Source organism: Micromonospora sp. NPDC093277 (genome assembly GCF_044765245.1).
In the GTDB taxonomy this organism is placed as follows: domain Bacteria; phylum Actinomycetota; class Actinomycetes; order Mycobacteriales; family Micromonosporaceae; genus Micromonospora.
In genome coordinates this window covers 111,851-135,259 of record NZ_JBIWJO010000011.1, presented here as the reverse complement: position 1 = coordinate 135,259, position 23,409 = coordinate 111,851, and the positions used below count along the sequence as shown (strand labels likewise).

The following is a 23,409-nucleotide window of genomic DNA, read 5'->3' as shown; positions in this document are numbered from 1 at the left end:
GTCCGCCCTAGCTCGATCGGTCGGCTACCGAGCGTGGTTAGTCCTCGGACGCGTGGCGGCGGGCACCTGGCGGGAAAGGGGTAAGGCCCGGCAGTCAGGCGAGCAGGACCGCGAGCCAGGTGCCGACGAGCAGCGCCGGGCCGAACGGCAGGACGCTGTCCCGGCGTACCCGCCGGGTGACCAGCAGACCGAGCACCACGACGCCGTTGAGCACATGGGGCAGGATCAGCCCGAGCCACAGCGCGGGCCAACCGAGCCAGCCGAGCGGCAGGCCGAGCACGGCGGCGAGCTTGACGTCGCCGAAGCCGAGCCGCGACCCGGGCAGCAGCGCCAACAACACATAGCTGGCGAGGGAGACGGCCGCCCCGGCCAGCGCCGCCAGCAGGCGATTCGGGGCGCCGGCCGCCACCGCCGCGCCGAGCAGACCGAGGCCGCCGGCCAGCGCGGCCGCGCCGATCAGCGGGTCGGGCAGCCGGAGGCAGGACAGGTCCACCATCGCGAGCACCAGCCCGACGGCCGCCATCAACAGGAACGCCGGCAGCGCCGGATCGGCACCGCGGGCAGCGGAAAGGCCACCGAAGAGGGCCGCGGCGATCGGCACCAGCACCCATCGCCGCACGAGCATCCGCCCGGGAGCGTCCGCGGCTGCCACCTCCACGCGGCCCGCGTGGTCGTCGAGCACATGCACCCGGTCGCCGGCAAGGTACGCGAAACGGCGAGCGACCACCGGGGTGGCCCAGCCGGCCAGCGCGCCGAGGAGCGCGGCAACCATCAGCAACCCGGCGGACACGGACCGCAATGTTACCGGCGGGCCAGCTCCGGGGCTGCCCCGTCGGCCGGGTCCGGCACCCGCTTGCGGGGACGCTCGGTGCTCACCACCACCGCCACGCCGGCGACGATCACCGCCCCGCCGAGCAGCACCTGGTGGGTGACCGGCTCGGCGGCGAGCAGCGCGCCGAGCGCCACCGCGACCGCCGGGTTCACGTACGCGTAGGTGGCGACCAGGGAGATCGGGGCGTGGTGCAGCAGCCAGACGTACGCGGTGAAGGCGACCAGGGAGCCGGCCACCATCAGGTACGCCAGCGCCGCCCAGGAGCGCGCGGTCACCTCGGCGGGGGAGAAGCCGGCCAGCTCGCCCCGGACGCCGGCGACCACGGCGAGCGCCAGGGCACCGGCGGCCATCTCGTAGACGGTGGCCACGAACGGGTCGGCCGGCATCCGGATGCGCCCGGAGAGGAAGGAGCCGACCGACCAGCAGGCGGCCCCGACGACCACGGTGAACGCGCCGGCCAGCGGCACGGTGCCCGGACCGCCGGTGGGGAGCACGAGCAGCACGAGGCCGACGAAGCCGAGGGCCACCCCGGCGAAGGTCCACAGTCGGGGGCGATCGCCGCCGAGCGTACGCAGCAGCACGACCAGGAGCGGGACGGTGGCCACCAGCAGCGCGGCGATGCCGGAGGGCAGCGCCTCCCCGGCCGGCCCGGATTCGGCGAGCACCACCAGGCCGTTGCCGCCGGCGAGCAGCAGCAGGCCGACCAGCGCGGCGGAGCCGAGCTGCCGCCGGTCGACCCGGAGCGCCCCCGGTCCCCGGCGGAACCGCAGCACCACGGCCAGCACCAGGGCCGCCGCGGCGAACCGTGCCGCCGCGGAGGTGAGCGGTGGCAGCGACTCGACCGCGACCCGGATGCCCAGGTAGGTCGAGCCCCAGAGCACGTAGACGAGGGCCAGCGCGGTCCAGACCAGGGCGGGACGGACCGCGGTGGGGGCGTGGGCGACGGTCGGCGTCGCACTCTGGGGGCGTGAGCTCATCGGTCGACCACGCTACGGTGACCGGGGCGTCGGCGTCCCCCATTGGTGGCCGGCCTCTCAGCAACGGCGTATCCAGGAGGACGTTCATGGCGAACTTCGGACCACCGGGCGGCGGCTCCCGCGAGCCGTGGGACGCACGGCGACCCGAGGACCGGTACGCCGCCGACCCACGCTACGACCCCGGCTACGCCGACCAGCACGGCGGCTGGGGCGAACCACCGGCTCAACGGTACGAGTCACCGCCCCAGCACGGTGGCTGGGGCGAGCCACCCCCGCAGCACGGTGGCTGGGGCGAGCCGCCGGCCCAACGGTACGAGCCGGCCGTCTCCTGGGACGGCTCGCAGCCGGCCGGCCCGGCGGCATACCAGGGATACCCGGCGGACGACGGCTACGGGCAGCAGCCGTACGCCGAACCGGCGCCACCGAAGCGCGGCAAGGGTCCGCTGGTCGCGCTGCTGGCCGTGCTGGTGCTGCTCGGCGGCGCCGGGGCGTACTGGTTCCTCGGGCGGGAGGACCCGGCGAGCGGGACCGGTGACCTCACCTCGCCGGTCGTCGACCCGTCCGGGCAGGGGACCGATCCCGCGACCACCGCCCCGGCCCCGGCGTCCTCGACCGATCCGCGGTTCGTGAAGACCGGCCAGTGCGTACGCAACGAGGGGGCGGCCGACCAGCCGAAGCTGGCGATCAGCGAGTGCGGCGCGAAGACGTACCAGGTGGTGCGGCGGATCGACGGCCCGACCGACGGCGAGAAGGACGCCCAGACGAAGTGCGCCAAGGTCGAGGGCTACACCGACTGGTACTTCTACGACAGCGAGCTCGACACGCTCGACTTCGTGCTCTGCCTCAAGCGGCGCTGACCGATAACCGAAACTAGGACTCTCTAGCATCCACGCTAGACAGCCCTAGTTTTGTCTCGACGGTCGCGACACACCGATACCTGCATCTACGGATGTCTAGCCTCGCAGCTAGACCGCCCGATAGTCTGCGATTCGTGGATCCGGTCCGCAACCCGTACGCACCCGGCGCCGGCCAGCGTCCGCCCGAACTCGCCGGGCGGGGCCGCGAGCTGGACGTCTTCGACGTGGTGCTGGAACGAATCGCCCGGGGCCGCCCCGAACGCAGCCTGATGCTCACCGGCCTGCGCGGGGTCGGCAAGACCGTCCTGCTCAACACCCTCCGCTCGGAGGCGATCAACCACCTCTGGGGCACCGGCAAGATCGAGGCCCGGCCGGACCAGTCGCTGCGCCGGCCGATCGCCGCCGCACTGCACATGGCGGTCCGCGAGCTGGCCCCCAGACACCGCGCCCCGGACCGGATCGACGGCTTCCTCGGCGTGCTCAAGGCGTTCGCCCAGCGCGCCACGCCCAGCGGCCGGGGCGGGGCCGCGCCGAAGCTGCGCGACCGCTGGCAGCCCGGCATCGACGTACCGGCGGCCAGCGGCCGGGCCGACTCCGGGGACATCGAGATCGACCTGGTCGAGCTGCTCACCGACGCTGCGGCGGTCGCCACCGACGTGGGCACCGGCGTCGCCGTCTTCATCGACGAGATGCAGGACCTCGGCGCGGAGGACGTCTCGGCGCTCTGCGCCGCCTGCCACGAGCTGTCCCAGCTCGGCGCGCCGCTGATCGTCGTCGGTGCCGGACTGCCGCACCTGCCGGCCGTGCTGAGCGCGGCGAAGTCGTACTCCGAGCGGCTCTTCCGCTACCAGCGCATCGACCGGCTCGACCGGATCGCCGCCGACCAGGCGCTCTGCGCGCCGGCCGAGCGGGAGGAGGTCGAGTACGAGCCGAAGGCCCTCGACCTGCTCTACGAGAAGTCGGGCGGCTACCCCTACTTCGTCCAGGCGTACGGCAAGGCCACCTGGGACCACGCGCCGCGCTCGCCGATCACCGCCGCCGACGTCCGGGTCGCCGCGCCCGAGGCGGAAGCCGAACTGGCCGTCGGCTTCTTCGGTTCCCGGTTCGAACGGGCCACCCCGGCCGAGCGCGAGTACATGCGGGCCATGGCGTCCCTGTCCCTGGTCGAGGGGGAGGACAACGGGCGGGACGACATGGACGCGGCGGTGCCGACCGCCGAGATCGCCCGCGCGTTGGGCCGCAAGCCGGCCAGCCTCTCACCGGCCCGGGACGCGCTGATCAAGAAGGGGCTGATCTACTCCGGCGAGCGGGGCACGGTCGCCTTCACCGTCCCGCACTTCGGCCGCTACCTGCGTACCCAGCCGGCCTGACCGGGTGCCGCCGGCGCCACCGTCAACAGGGGGCCCCTGCCCTACCGGAGGCGTCAAGAGGGGCCCCTCCTTACACCCTCGACCAGGGCGGCGGGAAGATGACCTCGCCCTGCGGCGGCGGTGCCTCGTCGGCGGATGGCGGCAGCACCACCGCCTGCCACGGCTCCCCCAGCCCGGACCACGGGCTGGTCCAGCCCATCCGGTCCGCCCGGCTGAACCCGAAGCGGCGGTAGAAGGTCGGGGCGCCGAGCACCACCACCAGCCGCTCACTCAGCTCGGTGGCGGCGTCCAGGGCCGCCTGCACCACCGCGGTGCCGTGCCCGATCCGCTGCCGATGCGGTGCCACCGCCACCGGGCCGAGCGCGAGCGCCGGGAACGAGCCGCCGTCGGAACGCACCCGGACCCGGGTCAGCAGCGCGTAGCCGACCACCTCACCGCCGTACTCGGCGACCATGGCCAGCTCCGGAATCCAGGCGCCGCTGCGCCGGAGCTCGTCGACCAGACCCACCTCGGGCGGCGCGGCCACGTCGGGGCGGGCGAAGGCGCCGGCCAGCACCCGGGCGACCGGCTCCTCGTCCGCCGGATCCTCGGGTCGCAGTCGCAGCGTCGTCACCCGCGCGACGTTACAGTGCGTACCCGGTCCATCCGCGACGGTCGCTGAAATCGATACGCCGGCGAGCCGCCCCGGACGTCCACGGCGGCCGATCCCGTTCGGGCGTTGCCCGGGTGGCGACCCTCGCGACGGGGTATGACTGAGCCATGAAGCCCGTGCGTTCCCTCGCCCGCATCATGTTGAGCGGCATTTTCGTGGTCAGCGGTGCCAACACCCTCAAGAACCCCGGCCGGCTGGTCCCCGTCGCGAAACCGCTCACCGATCGCGCCGCTCCGATGATCCAGAGGCTGCATCCCCGAATCCCGACCGACACCGAGTCGCTGATCCGGGCCAACGCGGCGACCCAGCTCGTCGGCGGGTTGATGCTGGCCAGCGGCCGGTTCTCCCGGCCCGCCGCGCTCGTCCTCGCCGGCACCCTGGTGCCCACCACGTTCGCCGGCCATCCCTTCTGGAGCAGCGACGACCCGGTGCAGCGGAACCACAACCAGGTCCATTTCCTGAAGAACCTCGGACTCTTCGGCGGCCTGCTCCTCGCCGCCGCGGACACCGGCGGAAAACCCGGGCTGCGCTGGCGCGCGGGTCACCGGATCAACCACTCGCGACGCTCGGTGCAGCGCGCGGTCCGGACCGCCCGCCGGGAGACGAAGATCGCCGTACGCTCGGCCGCCACCGGCCGGCGGCTTCCCGGCTGACCTGTTCGAGACGGCCTCCACCCCCGCAAGGCCACTAATCACCTGAACCCCCCAGCACCCGTTAACGCGGTGTAAATCTCAAGAACATGTGTGGGATCGGACACGGTCGCATAATGCGGGAGGGAACAACGTGAGGCACCGTTCTAGGCTCCGTGCGGGACCTGGACGGACAAGACGATCTTGGTACGGGGGTAGCCACGCCATGCCGGCGACCGTTGGTCGGCGGACGGACCGCCTCGCTCCATTCCGCAACCGCAACCGCGCCCGTGCCACCGATCGCCGGGCAGTCGTACGCGCCAGCATGGTGGCCGCCGTCGCCTACGCCGCGTGGCTCGCCATCGGCGCCTTCGGCCGGCCGTACAACTTCTTCGACATGAAGATCTACCACGGTGCCGTGGTGTGGTGGGCGAACGGCAACGAGCTGTACAACTTCATCGCACCCGACACCAATCTGGGCTTCACTTATCCGCCCTTCGCCGCCCTGGTCATGCTGCCGATGTCCTGGCTGCCGGTCGACGCCGCCGGCTGGCTGAACGCGCTGGCCAGCATCGCCGCCCTCGCCGTCGCGCTCGCCGCGCTGCTGCGCCCGATCGTCGACCGGCTGGGCTGGTCGCTCTGGTTCACCGTCGGCATCGCCACGCCGATGGCCGTCGCCATCGAGCCGTCCCGGGAGACCCTCGGCTACGGCCAGGTCAACCTGCTGCTCTTCGCACTGGTCGTGGCGGACCTGGTCGGCCTGCGCTGGCGGGCGAAGCGGGGCACCCACCACGACACCGCCAACTCGGCGCTGGCCCGGTTCGTCTACGGCGGCGCGTGGGCCGGGGTCGGCATCGGTCTGGCCACCGCGATCAAGCTCACTCCGGCGCTGTTCATCGCGTATCTGATGATCACGCGGCAGTGGCGGGCGGCGATGATCGCCGTCGGCACCGCCATGAGCGTGACCCTCGGCACGTTCCTGCTGGTCGACACGGAGTCACGGGCGTATTTCACCGGCGTGCTCTGGCAGACCGGGCGGGTCGGTGCCGCCGACATGACCGCCAACCAGTCGCTCGCCGGCCTGCTCGCCCGGCTCTACGACTCCATCGAGGCGCCCGGCCTGCTCTGGCTGGCCTTCGCGGTGCTGGTGCTGGTGCTCGGGCTGTCCCGGGCGGCCAGCGCCCGGGCCGACGGCGACGAGCTGACCGCGTTCACCCTGGTCGGGCTGACCGCCAACGTGATCAGCCCGATCTCCTGGTCACACCACCTGGTCTGGGTCATCCCGGCGATCATCGTGCTGGCCGACGCCGCGGTACGCCGCCGCGAGGCCAGCCGCGGACACCTGCCCCGGGTCACGTCGGCACCGCCCACCAGCGGGGTGCCGGCGCTGCGCCCGCCGATCTGGTATCCGGCGCTCACCGGCCTGCGGCACGGAGTCGGCGCGCTCACGCTCTACCTGCTCTTCCTGATCTCGCCGATCTGGCCGTACGAGCACCAGCTCCCCGAGATGTCCCACTACCAGGACGGGCTGTTCGGCGCGCTGCTGGAGAACTCCCTGGCGATCGCCTTGATCGTGCTGGTCGCGGCCCTGCCCTGGCGCCCGGGCGCCGAGCCGGCGTTCTACCACGACCGGCTGGTCCGCGCCGCCCAGCTCACGGCCCGCCGCTGACCCTCCCGGGTCGGCAGCTCAGGGGCAGTTCACCCACTCCTCGGTGCCGTCGGCGAAGACCTGCCGCTTCCAGATCGGCAGCCGCGCCTTCACCTCGTCCACCAGCCGGGCACAGGCCGCGAAGCCAGCCGCCCGGTGGGCGGTGCTGACTGCCGCGACCAGGGCGACCTCGCCGATCTCCAGCCGACCGATCCGGTGCGACACGGCCACCGCGTACACGTCCGGGTCGGCGGCGACCCCGGCCGCCACCTCGCGCAGCACTGCCTCGGCGGTGGGGTGGCCCTCGTACTCCAGCACGGTCACCACGCGGCCGTGGTCGTGGTCGCGGACCACGCCCTGGAACGAGACCACCGCTCCGGCTCGACGGTCGGCGACCGCCGCCTCGTGCGCGGCCAGGTCGAGCGGCCGGTCGGTCACCGCACCGATGGCGACCACCTCGGCGGTGCTCATCGCGCCTCCCTCGATCATGACTGTGCGACCCGCTCCCCGGGGAGCAGCGGCAGCGGTACGACCGGCACCCGGTCCCCGGCCTCGCCCGAGGTGCCCGGCCGGATCACCGCGAATCCGTCCGCCCCGGCCAGCCCGCGCAACATCGCCGAACCGACGTGGCGCAACGGGTGGACGGTGCCGGCCGCCCGGTCGAACTGGACCAGGGCAAGATGGGTGTAGTCACCGCGACCGGGAATCGGCTCGGCGAGGGTGGCCTGCGGCAGCACCGGCATCGGCCGCCCCGCCAGGCCGGCGAGCAGCGGCGCGACCAGCGAGACCAGCGCCACGACGGCCGACTGCGGGTTGCCGGGCAGACCGGCTACGAACCGGACCCGGCCATCGCCGTCCACCAGCCGGGCCAGCAGCATCGGGAAGCCCGGACGGACCGCAACGGTGTTGACCACGTAGTCCGCGCCGAGCTCCGCCAGGGTCGGATGCAGGTGGTCGACCGGACCGTGCATGGTGCCGCCGGTGGTGCAGACCAGGTCGGCGTCGGCCAGCGCGCCCCGCAGGGCAGCCACGTGTGCGGGCAGCGTGTCGGCCACCGGGCCCACCACGTCGGCCGGACGCACCTGGCAGCCGTACCGCCGCAGCCACGCGGGCACCGCCGGGCCGAGCGCGTCGCGAACCCGGCCGGCCCCCGGCGGCCCGGAGGTCAGCAGCTCGTCGCCGAAGACCAGCAGCGCGGCGCGCGGCTGCCGGCGGACCCGCAGCGAGTCGTGACCGCAGGAGGCGGCCAGGCCGATCAACGCCGGGTCGACCAGCGTGCCGGCCGGCAGCAGCTCCTCACCGGCGTACGCCTCCTCGCCGGGCTCCCGCCACTCGAACGCCGGGCGCGGCGTGCCGGCGACCTGGCCGTCAGCGGTCCGGGTCGACTCCTCGATCCGCAGGATCGCCGTGGTGCCCGCCGGGACCATCGCGCCGGTGGCGATCTCGACGGTGCTGCCGTCGTCGGTCAACGGGGGCGGGGTCTGCCCGGCGAGCACCCGGCCCACCACCTGCCACGGGCCGTCCCCGCGCACCGCCCAGCCGTCCACGCTGGAAGTGGGGAACGCCGGCAGGTCCGTACGGGTGGTCAGCGGCTCGGCAAGGGTGTGGCCGTCGGCCTCGGCCAGCGGACGGTCGACCGCGGGGAGCGCGGCGGCGAGGCCGGCCGCGTACACCCGGGAACGGGCCTCCGCCCACTCGACCGGTGACAGCGCGGCGACCTGCGCCGCCGTGGCTGCGGTTTCCGTGCTCATCCGGCGAGCCTAACGCCGCGGCGACCGGCAGGTGCGGTCAGTGGTCACCACCGCGGAGCTGCTCGACGGCGTGGCGGAGGATCGGCCCGAGCACGGCAAGGCCGTCCTTCGCACCGCCCCGGGAGCCGGGCAGGTTCACCACCAGCATCCGGCCGGCCACCCCCGCCAAGCCCCGGGACAGGGCGGCGGTGGGGACGGCGTCACGGCTGTGCGCCCGGATCGCCTCGGCGATGCCGGGGATCTCGTAGTCGAGCAGGGCGCGGGTCACCTCGGGAGTCCGGTCGGTCGGGGTGATGCCCGTCCCGCCGCTGGTCAGCACCACGTCGACACGCTCGTCACGGGCGGACCGCAGCGCCACGCCGACCGGCTCCCCGTCCGGCACCACCACCGGCTCGTCGACCTCGCAGCCCAGCTCGCGCAGGCCGGCGACGAGCAGCGGGCCGCTGGTGTCCGCGTACACCCCGGCGGCGGCCCGGTTGGACGCGACGATCACCCGGGCCCGGATCACGGCCGGTCCTCCGGCCGCACCCACTCGCCGGTCTTGCCGCCCTCCTTGCGGAGCACGCGTACCGCGTCCACCGACGCCGCCGGGTCGACGGCCTTGACCATGTCGACCAGGGCGAGCCCGGCGACGGCCACCGCGGTCAACGCCTCCATCTCCACGCCGGTCCGGTCGGCGGTCTTCACCGTCGCGGTGATCTCGACCGTGTCGCCGGTCAGCCGAAGATCGACGGTGACGCCGTGCAGGGCGATCGGGTGGCAGAGCGGAATCAGGTCGGGGGTCCGCTTGGCGCCCATGATGCCGGCGAGCCGGCCGACCGCCAGCGCATCACCCTTGGGCAGGCCGTCGCGGCGCAACAGCTCCACCACCTCGGGCGTGGTGCGGAGGCGGCCGGCGGCGACCGCGCGCCGGCCGGAGACCGGCTTGGCGGAGACGTCGACCATCCGGGCCGCGCCGGCCGGATCGACGTGGGTGAGCTGCGCGGGATCGGTCACGGCCGCGAGCCTACCCACCGGGTACGACGTACCGAACGCGTCGTGGCCGTCGGTCGGTCGTACGTCGATGGGTCGTGACCGTCGTTGCGTCGTGGCAGTCAGTGGGTCGTGACGGTCGGTGCGTCGTGACGGATGGTGCGTCGTGACGGATGGTGGGGAGGAGCGCCGCGCTCGGGTGCCGCACACGCGACGCGGCGCTCCTCCCTCAGCTACCCGCCGTCCGGTCGCTGGGGAAACCGACGGCGGGCGTCTCGTCGACCGGGTCCCGCGTGGTGGCTGGACCGCCCCCGTTCGGTCGACACGCGTGGACGGTAGCGGGCCCCGCGATAAGAAATCGATAAGTCGGTTACCTGTTCCGCGAGGGCCCCGGTTCAGCCCCGTCGTCCTCGGCGAGACGCTGGCGGACCTCGTGCCGCTCGGGAACACCCATCCGTTCGAAGATCGCCAGTGCCCGCCGCCAGTAGCGGCGTGCCTCCGTGGGATCGACGGCGACCAGGTGCTCGGCAAGTCCGTTGAGTGCCCGGCCCTGCTCGTAGGGATGGGCGATGCGGGTCGCGATGCCGAGAGCCTCCTGGTACGTCGTCGCCGAGTCCTCGAAGCGCCCCATCGCCCGGAGGGTCATGGCCAGTTCGTTGCGCGCCTCGGCCTGCACATGGCGCTCGCCGGCGTCGGCGGCCGCCTCGAGAGCCGCGTGATGGCTTCTTATCGCCTCCTCGAAACGACCGAGCAGCCGGTAGGTCCCGGCGAGGTCGCTGAGTGTCTCGGCCCTGGCGTACATGCAGCCGGCACGGTCCCGTAGGGCCAGGGAGGCGTGGAGCAGTCGCTTCGCCTGTACGCCCTCTCCCAGGCGGTAGCGCACCCCACCGAGATGGCCGAGCGCGTTGGACATGTGGAATTGGTCGTGTCTAGCTCGGGCGAGAAAGAGATGCAGGCGATGAATCGCCATGGATTCCTCGTATCGGCCCAGGCATCTGAGCGTAAGGCCGAGGTTGGGTAGCACCGGGAGACTGTCCAGGACACCTGACCGCCGCGCCGACATGTCGATCTCCAGGGACTCCTGAAGCCGGCCGGTGAGCCAGTAGACGACGCCCAGATTGACCCGAGCGCGGTTGGCTCCCTCGATGTCGCCGAGGTCCGACCGAATCGACACCACCTCGTTCAAGTGCGCCAACGCTTCCTGATAGATGCCCCTGCGTACGCACGCCGAGGCTAGATAGTTGTGCATGAGGGCGACCGCATGCCGATCGCCCGCCCGCCGCGCTGCGGCGAGCCCCTCCCGGTGGGTTGCCGCGATGTCGTCGAAATAGCCACGCGTGTAGAAGAACCGCCAAGCCGCGCGCGCCAACCGCCACGCCAGCGCCTCGTGGCCCGCCTGCGCGGCCTGTCGAACCAGGAGGTCCAGGTTGAGTCGCTGCTTCTCCAACCAGTCCAGGTCGCCGGCCCGTCGGTCGGACAGGAGGTCGGGGCGTCGAGGGTTCGTCAGGCGAAGCTGCTGACCCACCAACCGCGGATCGTCGATCGACGCGGAAACCTTCACCACCGAGTGCACGAGGTGGTCCAAAAGGCCTTCCAGCGACGTTCTTCGAGTCGTTTCTGAATCCGCCTGCAGGCTCAACTCGAAGGCGTACTGCCGCATCAGGTCATGGAGGCGGTAGCGTCCAGCGGCGACCTCCTCCACCAGATGCCGGTCAACGAGTTCGTCCACCAACTCCGCCGCCTCGTTCATCGAAACATCTGCGAGGGCAGCGATCATCGCGGCGTCGAGATGACTCCCGGCGGCCAGACCGAGCGATCTGAAGACGTACTTGGCCGGGTCGGTGAGCGGCTCGTACGACTCGGCGAAAGCCTCGACCACGGTCCGGTCTTCGGCCTGCAACTTCGGCAGGAAGGCCGCCTTGCCGGCGAGCCGGCGAACCATGTCGGACATGCTCCAGGCGGGCCGGTGAGCGAGCCGCGTGCCGGCCAGCCGGATGGCAAGCGGCAGGCGACCACAGATGCGAACCAGCTCCATCGCGCTCTCAAGATCGGCTCTCACCCGGTCCTCGCCGACAAGTGCGGTGAGAAGGCTCAGCGCTTCGGGCTCGGCCAGCACCGGAAGCGACACCGGAAGGCGCTCCGTGAGAGTCAGGAGGCGGCGCCGGCTGGTCACGAAGACGACGCACCCACCGGAGGTAGGTAGCAGCGGCTCGACCTGAGCGCTGTCCGCCGCGTTGTCCAGGACCACCACGACTCTGCGGAGCGCCAGTTCCCGCCGCCACATCTCCATCCGTTCCGACAATTCGCCAGGGATCCGGCTGGCCGGAACTCCCAGCTGCCGAAGCAAGATGACCAGCGCTACGGCGGGTTGAACCGCTGCTTCCTCCGAATGCCCCCTCAGGTCGAGGAACAACTGTCCGTCGGGATAGCGGTCGGCGAGGCGAGTGGCCAGGTACACGGCCAAAGTCGTCTTCCCACAGCCCGCCATCCCATCGATCAGCCAGATCATCGGTTTCGTTTCCGCTTCGGCGGCGATCTCGGCGAGCATCCGCTCGACGATCTCCCGGCGTCCGACGATGTCCGGTACGGCCCGAGGCAACCAGTTGGCGGGCGGAGCATTGTCGTCGGACTGCCCGACCGCCTCCGATCCCGCGGATGGGGACCGTTCCCGAGACGCCTGCCGGTTGCCGACCGCCTGTCGCCGGAGCTGTTCCAGCTCGGCGCCGGGCAGCACGCCCAACTGCTCGTCGAGTGCGTGGCGGGCAGCCTGATAGACGGAGAGGGCACCGCTGAGGTCGTCGGCCTGGATGAGAGCGCGCATGAGCAGAGCCTGGGCGGGCTCCCGTACGGGCTGTTCCGACGCGTGCGTGCGAAGGAGGGGGATGGCGAGGTCGGCACGACCGGATCTGAGGTGCAGGTCAGCCAGAAACTCGACCGCCGACCGCCGGTCCCGATCCACGGTCTCCCGTCGAGCAAGCAGGGCCGGGCCGAGCGGCAGTCCGGCAAGCAGAGATCCCTGCCATGCGTCAACTACACGCCTGAGCAAATCCCCTGTCCGCGACAGGTCGCCCGCATCGGCCAACTCTCGGGCCTGTCCCCACTGTGCGGACAGACGCATGAGATCGACCCGGCTCTCATCCAGCGCCAAGCGGTAGCCGCCTTGTTCCCGGACGACAACCGCCTCTTCAACAGAGACGGACTCAAGGCTCCGTCGCAGGTTGGCGGCGTAGGTGCGGACGTTGGGGACGGCAGAACGTGGCGGATTCTCAGGCCACAGCTCATCCACCAGCTGATCGACCGTGACCAACCGGCCGGCATGCAGAGCAAGCATGGCCAGCACAAGTTGCTGTTTTGGCGTCCCCAGACGCAGGCTCCGTCGGTGGACCCGTACGGCGAGGCCACCCAGGACTCGAATTTCCACGGGTTCGACTCCGGTTCAGTCCGCCTCGACCGATCGCACCGGGCAGTTTACCGACAATTGTCGAAGACCTGGGATCCTGCGACGCGGAGCGGGCATCGGCGACAGCTCCGACTTTTCCCTCCGCGCGTGGGGCGCCGATCGAGGGGGCCGGAAGTATGCGGAGACTGATCAGTCTGGCAGGCTGGACAATGCCTTGCACAGGGGGTCGATTGCGGTCGGCGACCAGTTGGGCACGGTTGGGATCGAGCCAACTCCGCTCTGCACCACGGCGATGGACAGAACGTCATATAAGCACACAGTGTTGGCTAATATTGCGCATACCGACATTTATATCTTTGTAGCGGATGCGTCCCACTTCTAAGCTGCTTTCGAGGTTTTAGAACCTCTCGAACACTTCGAAAGACAGTCGGAAGGAGTCGGGCGATGCGCGGCAGCGAGTGGCACTGAATCCCGAGACTTCACGCAGGTATTTCCTAACGGTAGGCTTCCGACATCACTTGTTGGTTGATGCCGGTACAGGCGTCAGCCGTTCAGCCACTGGAGCTGAATGAGCCAGACCGACGAACGACGTGTTGTTGAGACCGATCGGCATCTCCTGGCGCTCGTCGGTCTCATCGTCGTTCTCGCGTCGGTTGTGGCAGCCGCCGCAGTCAGCTTCCTGGTTCAGCAACCACCTACCGCCGTCCGAGATGTCGCAACGCTCATCACGCTAATCTTCATGATCACGGTCGGCGGGATCGTCAAGACCTCCGTCCGGATACGCTCGACGACACACTCCATCGCCTGGGTCGAGACCGCCATCGTCATCGGAGTGGCGATCGCGCCGAGTTCCTGGGTAATCCTGAGCACCGGCCTGGGCGTCGCCGCGGCTTCAGCGATCCTGCGTCTACCGGCGATCAAGACCGCCTTCGGCATCGGCAAGAACGTGCTGATTGCCGGGGGCACCGTGGTGATCGCCCGGTTCCTGGACTGGCCTTCGGCCTATCCGTCGGTCGGCAACCTCATCGGCGTGCTGGGCATCGTCTACCTGGTCGCGGCGTTGCTCGATGACGTACTCGCGATCCCGGTGATCGCCCTTGCCTCAGGAACGCCGATCTCGCGGCAGTTCCGGAGCGACCTGGACCTGCGGGTCGCCGGCTTCGGAGTCCGATTCGTGGTGGCTGCCTGCACCTTGCTCATCCTGCAAGCCGACCCTCGGCTGCTACTCGCCGTACCGCCGTTGGTGCTCAGCCTGCATTTGGCGTACTCGACCCGGATCCGCAGCCGCACCGAGCAGCAGGCGTGGCAGCGGCTGGCCCAGACCACCGACGCGCTCAACGTGGTCGACCTCGATCAGGTGTTGACCACCGCCGTCACCCAGGCCGCAGAACTGTTCTCCGCCGACGAGGTCGAGATCGAGCTGCGCGAGGGCGACCGCACGGTCCGCGGCGGCACCGCCGGCATCTCGTACGACGGTGCGACTCCCGAGCCCAGCACGGTGGACGGCACGGTCATCCCGCTGGCGCTTGAGGGTCACGACCGGCTCGTCGACCTCGGTGTGCTCCGGCTTCGTTTCGCCGGGCCGGTCGAGCTCTCCGAGCGGGAGCAGTACACCCTGCGTACCTTCGCCTCCGCGCTCTGCACCGCGGTCCGCAACGCCCAGGCGTACGCCGAGTTGGCCCGGATCGCCGAGGAGCACGCGTACGCCGCCACCCACGACGCGCTGACCGGGCTCTCCAATCGGCGTCACCTGCTGGACGAGGGCACCGAGCAGTTGACCGCCCGCCACGCCGACGGCGTCACCGCCCTGGTGCTGATCGACCTCAACCATTTCAAGGAGGTCAACGACACCCTCGGGCACGGCGCCGGCGACCGGGTGCTGACGCAGGTGGCCCAGCGGCTACGCGCCGCGGCCCGCCCGGGTGACCTGGTGGCCCGCCTCGGCGGTGACGAGTTCGCCGTCCTGCTGCGCGGGCTGCCCGCTCCGGCGGTGGCCGCGCACCGGGCCGACACCCTGCTGGCCGCCCTGTGCGAGCCGCTCGAACTGGACGGCATGCGGATCAGCGTGGAGGCCAGCGGCGGCATCGCCGTCGCCCCGGCCAGCGGCGGGATGCCCGAGTTGCTGCGCCGTGCCGACGTGGCGATGTACCAGGCGAAGCGGTCCGGCCGGCGGATCTCCACGTATGCGCCGACTCGCGACACCGCCGACCTGGGCCGGCTCACCCTCGGCGGCGAGCTGCCGCGCGCCGTCGCCGACCACGAGTTCAACGTCAACTTCCAGCCGATCGTCGACCTGGCCAGCGGCGAGGTGATCGGCGCGGAGGCGCTGGCCCGCTGGCACCATCCGGTTCACGGCGTGATCGACCCGCTGCGCTTCCTGGAGGCCGTGGAGCGCTCGGGGCTGCTGCCCGCGTTCGCCGACGCGATCCTCGACCAGGCGCTGATCGCGGCCGGCACCTGGCGGGACGCCGGTTTCGACCTGCCGGTCTCGGTGAACGTGTCGCCGCGCAGCCTCCTCGACGCCCGTTTCCCCGGTGCGGTGCTGGCCCGCCTACGGGCACACGACCTGCCCCCGGACCGTCTCGTGCTGGAGCTGACCGAGACCCTGACGCTCAGCCAGCTCGACGTGGTGGACCGGGTGCTCAGCCGCTTGCGTGACTCCGGCGTACGGCTGGCCCTCGACGACTTCGGCACCGGCTACTCGTCGCTGTCGCTGCTGTCCCGGATCCCGGTGCACGAGCTGAAGATCGACCGTAGTTTCGTCAGCGTGATGGAGAGCGCGACCGAGGCCGCCGCCGTGATCCGCTCCACCCTGGACCTGGGCCGCAGCCTCGACCTCGTGGTGGTCGCCGAGGGGGTGGAGAACGAGCCGCAGCGCCGGGCGCTCTGGGAGCTGGGCTGCGCCGCCGGGCAGGGCCACCTCTTCGCCCGTCCGTTGCCGGCCGGGGCGCTGCTCGCCGCCCTTGCGCGGGGCGCGGGTGGGCGGCCGGGCGCGCTCGCGCCCCCGCTGCACGACGCGGGTGCGGTGATCCGCCTGCCGGATCGCCGGCCGGGCGGGCGCGCCCGAACAGCGACCGCAGACCCGACCGCCTGACCGTCCCGGATCTTGGAGAGTTGCCGTCAGCCGCGCACGGAAACTGTCCAAGATCCGCAAGCCGGCAGGGTGCACGACGCGCCGTCTGCCAGACTGGCCGGCGTGACCGCCGACCCCGACCGGCCCGCCACCGCCACCCGGTGCTGGGCGGCCATCGACTCCGCAGCCGGCGGCCTCGCCCTCGACCTGGGCCTCTACGCGTTCGCGGCGGCCTTCGCCGGGCTCACCGCCGCAACCTCCACCCTCATCCCGCACCGGGCCTGGGGGACCTTCGCCACCGCCGGGTACGTGCTGGCGGCGCTCGCCGTGGCCGGCCAGTTCCTCGCTCGGCGCCGCCACGCCGGCACGCGGTTCGCCGGGCTGGGCGCCCGCTGGGCGGTGACCGGGTTCGCCTGGGCCACCACCACCCTGCTGCCGCTCGTGGCGCAGAGCGTCCAACGGGCGGCCGGGCGTACCGACCGGGCGCAGGAGGAGGTGGTGGTGGTCGAGCACGCCGGCAGCCGGCTCGCCGAGCACGGCACCCCCTACCTGGGCCACGACGCGATCGCCGCGCTGCCGCCGGCTGAACAGTTGCTCGGCTACACCCCGTACCAGCCGGGGATGGCGCTGTTCGGGCTGCCCCGGGCCGCCACGGACGCCTGGTGGACCGACGCGCGGATCTGGTTCGCCCTGGTCACCGCCGCGGTGCTGGCCGCCGCGGTGGCGACGCTGCGGACCGCAGCCACCCCGGTCGGACCCACCCCGGTCGGACCCACCCCGGTCGCGGCCGGCCGGGGACCGGCCGTACTCCGGGGCGTACAGGCGGCCACCGTGCTGCCGGTCTGCGCGCTCACCCTGGCGACCGGCGGCGACGACCTGCCCGTACTCACGCTCTGCCTGCTCGCGCTGGCTCTCGCCGCGGCCGACCGGCCCGGTCGGGCCGGCCTGGCGGTCGGCGCGGCCGGCGCGCTGAAACTCTTCGCCTGGCCGGTGGCGATCGTGCTGGTCTGCTGGGCCGCCACCCGCCGGGCCGGCCTCCGCGCCGCCCTCGGGGCTCTCGGGCTGCCTCTTCTCGCGCTCCTACCCGCCCTGCTCGTCGACCGGGACGCCCTGGTCGAGAACGTGCTGCGCTTCCCGCTCGGGCACGGCCTGGTGACCAGTCCCGCGCAGTCCCCGTTCCCCGGCCATCTCATCGCCACCGCGCTGCCCGCCGGCCGGGTCGTCGCCGCCGCGCTGCTGGTCGCCACGGGGGTGGCGATCGCCGTCCGGCTCCTCCGCCGTCCGCCGCGCACCGCCGTCGCCACCGCCCTGATCTGCGGGTACGGGCTGCTCGCGGCGATCCTGCTGATGCCGTCGACCCGCTTCGGCTACCTGCTCTACCCGATCGCCCTGCTGGTCTGGGCACCCGCGCTGGCCGGGCCGCCGGCGCTCCGCCAGCCCGATTTTCAGGCGACTTCCGCCACGCGGCCCGCCGCGAAGGCGTAGACCTGAGCACATGACCACCTATCGCGACCGGGCCGAGGCGGGTCGCATGCTCGCCGGCCGGCTCACCGACCTCGCCGGGCGGCCGGACGTCGTCGTCCTCGGGCTGGTACGCGGCGGGGTGCTCGTCGCCCAGGTGATCGCAGAGCGGCTCGGCGTGCCGATGGACGTGCTGGTGGTCCGCAAGCTCGGCGTGCCGTGGGCACCCGAGGTGGCGTACGGCGCGCTCGGCCCCGGCGGGGTGCAGGTGCTCAACGAGATGGTCGCCGGCCGGCTCAGCGAGGCGGACCGGGCCGAGGTGCGGCAGCGCGAACAGACCGAACTGGACCGCCGGGAGAGCCGGTACCGGGTCGGCCGCCCTCCGCTGGGCCTGACCGGGAAGAGCGCGGTCATCGCCGACGACGGGCTGGCCACCGGAGCCACCGCCCGCGCCGCCGTGCAGGTCGCCCGCCACCTGGGAGCCGCCCGGGTGATCGTGGCCGTACCGGTCGGCTCGCGGGAGGCGTACGAGATGCTGGCCGCGGAGGCGGACCAGGTGGTCTGCCCCGAGACCCCACCCGACTTCGCCGCGGTGGGTGCCTACTACGACGATTTTCACGAGGTTTCCGACGACGAGGTGACGGTGGCGCTCACCGCCACCGCGTGAAAACACCCGGTACCGTCGATACCATGCAGCTCACCTGCCCCAAGTGCCATGGAGAAATGCGCCAGTACGAGCGCAGTGGCGTGATCATCGACCAGTGCGGCGAGTGCCGCGGCATCTTCCTCGACCGCGGCGAGTTGGAGAAGCTGTTCGAGGCCGAGGCGAACTGGAACCGGCAGCACGCGGCGCCGCAGGCCGCGCCGGCCGGTGCCTACACCCCGCCGCCCCCGCCGCCCGCCCCGCAACAGCCCGGTTACGGCACCGTCCCGCCGCCCCCTCCGCCGCCGCCCGGCCACGGGTACGCGCAGCCGGCCTACGGCCAGGGCGGGCACTACGGCTACCACGGCCACTACAAGCGCAAGAAGCGCCACGGCTTCCTCGGCGATCTGTTCGACTGACCGGCGCGGGCCGGGGCCACGCCCCGGCCCGTCCGCTCACGTCAGACGATGGCCATGTCCACGAATCGCGACAGATGCAGCTGCGCCGCCACCGTGATCGTGTCCGTTGGCCCGTTCCGGTGTTTGGCGACGATCAGGTCCGCCTCTCCGGCCCGCGGCGACTCCTTGTCGTAGTAGTCGTCGCGGTGCAAAAGGATAACAACGTCCGCATCCTGTTCAATTGACCCAGATTCGCGCAAGTCGGACAACTGGGGGCGCTTGTCGGTGCGCTGCTCGGGGCCACGGTTCAGCTGGCTCACCGCGATCACCGGGCACTCGACCTCCTTGGCCAGCAGCTTGAGGCCACGGGACAGGTCGGCGACCTCCTGCTGCCGGCTCTCGGTGCGCTTGGGTGAGGTCATCAGCTGGAGATAGTCGACCACGATCAGCTTGAGGTCGTGCTTCTGCTTGAGCCGCCGCGCCTTGGCCCGAATCTCCATCAGGTTCATGCTCGGCGTGTCATCGACGAAGAGCGGCGCCTCACTGATCTCGCCCATGCAGCGGGCCAGCTTGGTCCAGTCGTCGTCGGAGAGCTGGCCGCTACGCAACACGTGCAGCGGTACGCGGGCCTCGGCCGAGAGAAGTCGCATGACGATCTCGACCTTGCTCATTTCCAGCGAGAAGATCGCCGCCGCCTGGTTCGCGCGGATCGCAGCATTTCGGGCAAAGTCCATACTTGCGGTGCTGTTGTGCGTCGGAATCATGGACCGACCGGCCAGGTAGAGATGCTCGGAGTTGTCCACCGTGACGCAGCGCACCGGGACGCTGGCCACCGGCCGGACGTCCACGACAAAGCGAGCGGTGGTCCGTACGTCCGAGGACGTCCGCCGGCGGGCCGCGTGCGCCGTCCGCTTCCGCGCGAGCCGGAAAACCGGGTCCGGCGTGGAGAAGTTCAGGGTGTACGCGGTCGACGAATCCACCGTCCGTCCCCGTACCTGCTTCTCGTTGATCGTGCAGCGGTAGCCGAGGCTGACCACCAACTCCCGGACGCCCTCGATGAGGCGCTTGGAGGTGGATATGTACTGGAGGTTCCCCGCCGGAGCCACCGTGCCGTCGGTGTCCATCAAACCGGCGAGCAGCGCCCGACGTTGCGCCTCCGAGGCGCGGAGGTAGTCCAGCGGGATGTGCTTCTCGTGTGCCACGCCCGTTTGCCGGAGCAGGGCCAGGAAGGTGCCGTTGCGGTCGTGACACCCGGCGCACCGACGCGTTGAAGGGTTCTCACGAAGCGCCCTGGTGGAGCAGCCGCAGTCGACGCAGGTCCGGTCGGGGTTTCCGGCGGGAGTGGGCAACACGATGGTGTAGAGCATCGGCCCGCTGGGACGTACGGCGAAACCATCCTTCGCGACCAGGTCGATCATCTCGGCGTCCGCCGTGGTGAAGCGACTCGCCCCGGTGTGCCCGTCGCCGAGCCACACCCCGAGGGTGTACGGCGGGACCACCAGATCCCGCTCGGGCAGTTGAAGCGGCGCGCAGTTCTCCACCGCGTGGTTCAGCCGGCGGTCGGCCGTGTCCGTACGCAGCGTGGCGGCGATCTGCGCGGTCGTCACCACACCATCGTGGAGTGCCCGGGCACCGGCGTTGATGTGCCGTTCGGTCCGCTCGCGGAGGCCGGTCAGGAGTTCGCCGGCGGGATAGCCGGGAGCGGTCCAGTTCCGAACCTTGCCGGCCCGGGTCACCGGTCGGCTCACCCGACCGTTGGCACCGACCCGCCCCGCGACGATGTGCAGCACGTTGCGAAACTCGGTCCCGACCTGATCGAGGGTCTGCGCAAGGGTGATCAGACGCTGTGGCTCAGCTTCGGCCGTCGCCGCGGCCGCTCGCACCCTGGCCAGTGATTCCTCGGGCCAGTAGTGGCGCAGACGCGCCTCCGGCTGGCGACGGCTGGCCCGGGTGGTCGTCTTCCAGAGGTGCTCGGCGTCCGCCACGATGACCGAGCCGTCGGAGAACTCGACCTCGTAGCAGGGGCGGTCGTACCTGACGTCGAAGACGGCCGTGATGGTGGTCGGAGTGCCGTCCGCCGCGAGCAGCTTGTCTCCGACCATCACCTCACCCATCGTGGTCCAGCCCTCGGGAGTGGGCAGCGGGGTGTCGAGCGCGAGGGCCTTGCCCAGACCAGGCCTGCCGGCCACGATGATCAATTGGCCCGGATGCAGGCCGTTCAGCAGCCGGTCGAGGTCGCTGAAACCGGTCGGCACACCGGTCATCACCCCGCCCTGGGCGCCCACCGCCTCGATCTCGTCGAGGGTCGGCTGGAGCATGTCGGCCAGGACCGCGAAATCCTCACTGACCCGCTTCTCGGTCACCTCGTAGACGGCCTGCTGGGCGAGGTCGACGACGTCGTCGACGTCACGGCTGCCGCCCTGGCCGGTGCCGTACCCGAGCTGCACGATCCTGGTGCCGGCCTCGACCAGCCGGCGCAGCACCGCCCGCTCACCCACGATGCGGGCGTAGTAGGCAGCGTTGGCGGCGGTGGGCACGCTGGCGATGAGCGTGTGCAGGTAGGGCGCTCCGCCGATCCGGGCCAGGTCGCCGGAGTCGGCGAGGGCGGCCGCGACGGTGATCGGGTCGGCCGGTTCGCCGCGTCCGTAGATGTCGAGGATCGCGTCGAAGACGGTGGCGTGCACCGGACGGTAGAAGTCGTTGGACTTCAGGATCTCCACGACGTCGGCGATGGCGTCCTTGGAGAGCAGCATGCCGCCGAGGACGCACTGCTCTGCGGCCACGTCCTGGGGCGGAGTCTTCTCGAAGTGCGCGTCCCGTTGTGCCGGCGCGGGCGGTTGCCCACCGGTCCGCTCCGTACGCGTTTCATCGGTGACCGACACGGTCCCCCCTCGGTGCGTCGGATCGAAAACCAGCTCCGCCGCCGGGCCTCACAGCTCCGACGGCCCCTCCGGTCGATCGGGGGCCACCGCCCGGACGGTCGGGGATCCACGATACGGAACCCGAGGTCAGACCCTCAACAGTGCCGGTGGACGAGCCTCGGGACAACCTGTGGACGCCGGGGGACCAGCCTGTGCGCAGGCTGTGCACAGGGGTGTGGACAAGTGGTGGAGAATTTTGCTCAGATCGGCGCTGACCTGCGGTAACGCAATCCACACCCTGTGGACGACAGATTCTGGGTCAAGTCCTTGGCCCAACCGTCCCGTACCATCTGGCACGAACGGCTACACCTGGACAGCGGATTGCACTTTCGGTTGAGAAGGGTCACGCTCCGGCCGTGAGTTACCGGGACTGGGGAAGCGGGGAGGGCCCCGCGCCCGAGCAGCACCCCACCCCGAGCCGCTGGCGTGCCGCCGAACGCGGCCAGCAGGAGCCGGTCGACACGTACCTTCCTCGGTGGGCGGTGGATTCGGGCATCCGTCGTGCGGACGGCGGCCGACACGCCGCACCCGACGACGATGACGAGGTGGCGCCGCCGTACCCGGATGGCGGGTGGCGGGCTGGCACCGGATGGCGCCGGGAGACCGACCGGCGCGCCGCCGGCGCCGGCCCGGCCGGCGAACACACCGCCGAGTGGACCCTGGACACCCCACAGGAGCAGGGGTATGTGGGGACCCGGCGGGCCGAGTCCACCGAGGATGACCCGGTCATCGACGCGACCCCGCGCGGCCGACCGCGTCCCACGCTGCCCCGGCGGCCACCGGTCACCTGGTCGGGCCAGCCGGACAGCGCCTCCGCCGCCGAGGAGAGCGACCGTTGGGACGCAGAGCGGCCCGACCGGCGGAGCCGGCGGGCGGCCTCGGATCCCTGGGCCCGCCCCGCGGTCGGCCCCTGGGAGCAGCCTCGGCCGGTGGTCGACCCGTGGGACGCCTCGGGCGTGCACGCGTGGGGCCGACCCGTGCGGGCCCGCCCGGACGGGGCTGAGGTCGCCGGCCGCTCCGAACAGCCGGGTGCCACCGGCCGCTGGGACCCGGCGGAGGACTCCGGCCGCGGGGACCGCCCGGAGCACACGGGCGAGTGGAGCCGGTACGACACCGGGCAGTGGGACCGGTACACCGAGGCGGACCGATGGGACCGCACGATGCCGCCGGTACCGGTCCGAGAGGGCTGGGCATCGCCGGAGCAGGCCGAGGAGTTCTTCTCCGACACCCGGGCGGATGGCGGTCCGTGCTGGTCGGAGTCGACCTCAGCACCGGGCCCGGCTGCGACGTCGCCGCGGCGGTCGGCAGGCCCACGGGGCTCCGGAGCTGCCGGGGCGTCCCCCTATCGCCGGCGGGACGATCCCGTCGGCGGCGGATCCTGGCACGACCGGATCGAGGACGATCTGCTCGACCCGGATCCGGGCGGCCCGATCCGGCCGCTGGTCTACACCGCCGCCTGCTACCTGGTTCCGGCGCTGCTGCTCCTCGTCGGCGTGCTGTTCCTCGACGGGCGGGCTCCGGTGGGGTGCGTCACCGACCTCACCGGCGCCGGGTGCGACTCGCCTCGCGTACACGCCTTCGCGTCGATGGTCACGGGCGCGCCTCGGTTCGGGCTGGCGCTGGTGAGCAGCCCGGTCGTCGCGGTGGTGCTGCGCTGGGTCGGGACGAGTTGGCGGTCGGCGACGGTGGCACTGGCGGCGTCGGTGGTCGGGGGTGGCCTCTCGACCGTGCTGATCAGTGCGGTGACCGGTCAGCCGATCGGCTGACCGACCCGCCCGACCCGACCAGACCACCCGCACGCCGGCGACGGCAGCCGGAACATGCG

At 71.8% G+C, this 23,409-nt stretch carries 19 protein-coding genes; 9 read left to right on the top strand and 10 right to left on the bottom strand.

Annotated features, from left to right (window positions below; genetic code table 11):
* Positions 1-94: 94 nt before the first annotated feature.
* Both ACIRG9_RS23800 and ACIRG9_RS23795 read right to left on the bottom strand, forming a co-directional pair.
* Positions 95-790, bottom strand: a complete 696-nt coding sequence (locus ACIRG9_RS23800; RefSeq protein WP_402859811.1) for a prepilin peptidase — start codon at positions 788-790, stop codon at positions 95-97.
* 11 nt (positions 791-801) lie between these two features.
* A complete protein-coding gene (locus ACIRG9_RS23795) occupies positions 802-1,809 on the bottom strand; it encodes an EamA family transporter (RefSeq protein WP_402859808.1) in 1,008 nt (335 codons plus the stop codon).
* A gap of 86 nt (positions 1,810-1,895) precedes the next feature.
* Here ACIRG9_RS23795 and ACIRG9_RS23790 point away from each other — a divergent pair, with 86 nt between their 5' ends.
* A complete protein-coding gene (locus ACIRG9_RS23790) occupies positions 1,896-2,666 on the top strand; it encodes a flagellar basal body protein FliL (protein ID WP_402859805.1) in 771 nt (256 codons plus the stop codon).
* A 134-nt stretch (positions 2,667-2,800) separates the two neighbouring features.
* Positions 2,801-4,036: an AAA family ATPase gene (locus tag ACIRG9_RS23785; RefSeq protein ID WP_402859802.1), complete on the top strand. Its 1,236-nt coding sequence runs from the start codon at positions 2,801-2,803 to the stop codon at positions 4,034-4,036.
* Positions 4,037-4,106: 70 nt separating this feature from the next.
* Here the strand turns inward: ACIRG9_RS23785 and ACIRG9_RS23780 are convergent, their stop codons facing one another.
* A complete protein-coding gene (locus ACIRG9_RS23780) occupies positions 4,107-4,649 on the bottom strand; it encodes a GNAT family N-acetyltransferase (protein ID WP_402859799.1) in 543 nt (180 codons plus the stop codon).
* 146 nt (positions 4,650-4,795) lie between these two features.
* Between ACIRG9_RS23780 and ACIRG9_RS23775 the strand changes: the two genes are divergently transcribed.
* Positions 4,796-5,341, top strand: a complete 546-nt coding sequence (locus tag ACIRG9_RS23775) for a DoxX family protein (RefSeq protein WP_402859796.1) — start codon at positions 4,796-4,798, stop codon at positions 5,339-5,341.
* A gap of 202 nt (positions 5,342-5,543) precedes the next feature.
* Positions 5,544-6,986 carry a glycosyltransferase 87 family protein gene (locus ACIRG9_RS23770; protein ID WP_402859793.1) on the top strand — a complete coding sequence of 481 codons (1,443 nt, stop codon included), beginning with the start codon at positions 5,544-5,546 and terminating at the stop codon, positions 6,984-6,986.
* A gap of 18 nt (positions 6,987-7,004) precedes the next feature.
* Here the strand turns inward: ACIRG9_RS23770 and ACIRG9_RS23765 are convergent, their stop codons facing one another.
* The 6 genes from ACIRG9_RS23765 to ACIRG9_RS23740 all read right to left on the bottom strand — a co-directional run bounded on the left by ACIRG9_RS23765 (position 7,005) and on the right by ACIRG9_RS23740 (position 13,779).
* Positions 7,005-7,436: a molybdenum cofactor biosynthesis protein MoaE gene (locus ACIRG9_RS23765; RefSeq protein ID WP_402859790.1), complete on the bottom strand. Its 432-nt coding sequence runs from the start codon at positions 7,434-7,436 to the stop codon at positions 7,005-7,007.
* A 14-nt stretch (positions 7,437-7,450) separates the two neighbouring features.
* The gene (locus ACIRG9_RS23760; RefSeq protein WP_402859787.1) at positions 7,451-8,716 is read right to left on the bottom strand and encodes a molybdopterin molybdotransferase MoeA; all 1,266 of its coding nucleotides are present in this window, start codon (positions 8,714-8,716) and stop codon (positions 7,451-7,453) included.
* Positions 8,717-8,753: 37 nt separating this feature from the next.
* Complete coding sequence (locus ACIRG9_RS23755) at positions 8,754-9,224, bottom strand: molybdenum cofactor biosynthesis protein B (protein WP_402859784.1); 471 nt, start codon at positions 9,222-9,224, stop codon at positions 8,754-8,756.
* Positions 9,221-9,712, bottom strand: a complete 492-nt coding sequence (gene moaC, locus ACIRG9_RS23750) for a cyclic pyranopterin monophosphate synthase MoaC (protein WP_402859781.1) — start codon at positions 9,710-9,712, stop codon at positions 9,221-9,223. The genes ACIRG9_RS23755 and moaC overlap by 4 nt, the downstream gene beginning before the upstream one ends.
* Positions 9,713-10,058: 346 nt before the next feature.
* Positions 10,059-13,109, bottom strand: coding sequence for an AfsR/SARP family transcriptional regulator (locus tag ACIRG9_RS23745; protein ID WP_402859778.1), 3,051 nt, complete (start codon positions 13,107-13,109; stop codon positions 10,059-10,061).
* 493 nt (positions 13,110-13,602) lie between these two features.
* The gene (locus ACIRG9_RS23740) at positions 13,603-13,779 is read right to left on the bottom strand and encodes a hypothetical protein (RefSeq protein ID WP_402860117.1); all 177 of its coding nucleotides are present in this window, start codon (positions 13,777-13,779) and stop codon (positions 13,603-13,605) included.
* Between ACIRG9_RS23740 and ACIRG9_RS23735 the strand changes: the two genes are divergently transcribed.
* From ACIRG9_RS23735 to ACIRG9_RS23720, 4 genes are all read left to right on the top strand, one after another.
* Positions 13,744-16,182: a putative bifunctional diguanylate cyclase/phosphodiesterase gene (locus tag ACIRG9_RS23735; protein ID WP_402860093.1), complete on the top strand. Its 2,439-nt coding sequence runs from the start codon at positions 13,744-13,746 to the stop codon at positions 16,180-16,182. The two genes, ACIRG9_RS23740 and ACIRG9_RS23735, sit on opposite strands and share 36 nt — an antisense overlap.
* 102 nt (positions 16,183-16,284) lie before the next feature.
* Positions 16,285-17,646, top strand: coding sequence for a glycosyltransferase 87 family protein (locus tag ACIRG9_RS23730; protein ID WP_402859775.1), 1,362 nt, complete (start codon positions 16,285-16,287; stop codon positions 17,644-17,646).
* A gap of 10 nt (positions 17,647-17,656) precedes the next feature.
* Complete coding sequence (locus tag ACIRG9_RS23725) at positions 17,657-18,289, top strand: phosphoribosyltransferase (protein WP_402859772.1); 633 nt, start codon at positions 17,657-17,659, stop codon at positions 18,287-18,289.
* A 23-nt stretch (positions 18,290-18,312) separates the two neighbouring features.
* Positions 18,313-18,684 carry a zf-TFIIB domain-containing protein gene (locus ACIRG9_RS23720; RefSeq protein ID WP_402859769.1) on the top strand — a complete coding sequence of 124 codons (372 nt, stop codon included), beginning with the start codon at positions 18,313-18,315 and terminating at the stop codon, positions 18,682-18,684.
* A gap of 41 nt (positions 18,685-18,725) precedes the next feature.
* Here the strand turns inward: ACIRG9_RS23720 and dnaB are convergent, their stop codons facing one another.
* A complete protein-coding gene (gene dnaB, locus ACIRG9_RS23715; RefSeq protein WP_402859766.1) occupies positions 18,726-21,545 on the bottom strand; it encodes a replicative DNA helicase in 2,820 nt (939 codons plus the stop codon).
* Between the two features lie 395 nt (positions 21,546-21,940).
* Here dnaB and ACIRG9_RS23710 point away from each other — a divergent pair, with 395 nt between their 5' ends.
* A complete protein-coding gene (locus tag ACIRG9_RS23710; RefSeq protein WP_402859763.1) occupies positions 21,941-23,350 on the top strand; it encodes a hypothetical protein in 1,410 nt (469 codons plus the stop codon).
* The last annotated feature ends 59 nt before the right edge of the window (positions 23,351-23,409 follow it).

Bases quoted from the DNA above. Each gene is read 5' to 3' on its own strand.
- ACIRG9_RS23795 (WP_402859808.1), bottom strand. From the start codon at position 1,809: ATGAGCTCACGCCCCCAGAGTGCGACGCCGACCGTCGCCCACGCCCCC.
- ACIRG9_RS23790 (WP_402859805.1), top strand. From the start codon at position 1,896: ATGGCGAACTTCGGACCACCGGGCGGCGGCTCCCGCGAGCCGTGGGAC.
- ACIRG9_RS23775 (WP_402859796.1), top strand. From the start codon at position 4,796: ATGAAGCCCGTGCGTTCCCTCGCCCGCATCATGTTGAGCGGCATTTTC.
- ACIRG9_RS23770 (WP_402859793.1), top strand. From the start codon at position 5,544: ATGCCGGCGACCGTTGGTCGGCGGACGGACCGCCTCGCTCCATTCCGC.
- ACIRG9_RS23765 (WP_402859790.1), bottom strand. From the start codon at position 7,436: ATGAGCACCGCCGAGGTGGTCGCCATCGGTGCGGTGACCGACCGGCCG.
- ACIRG9_RS23760 (WP_402859787.1), bottom strand. From the start codon at position 8,716: ATGAGCACGGAAACCGCAGCCACGGCGGCGCAGGTCGCCGCGCTGTCA.
- ACIRG9_RS23725 (WP_402859772.1), top strand. From the start codon at position 17,657: ATGACCACCTATCGCGACCGGGCCGAGGCGGGTCGCATGCTCGCCGGC.
- ACIRG9_RS23720 (WP_402859769.1), top strand. From the start codon at position 18,313: ATGCAGCTCACCTGCCCCAAGTGCCATGGAGAAATGCGCCAGTACGAG.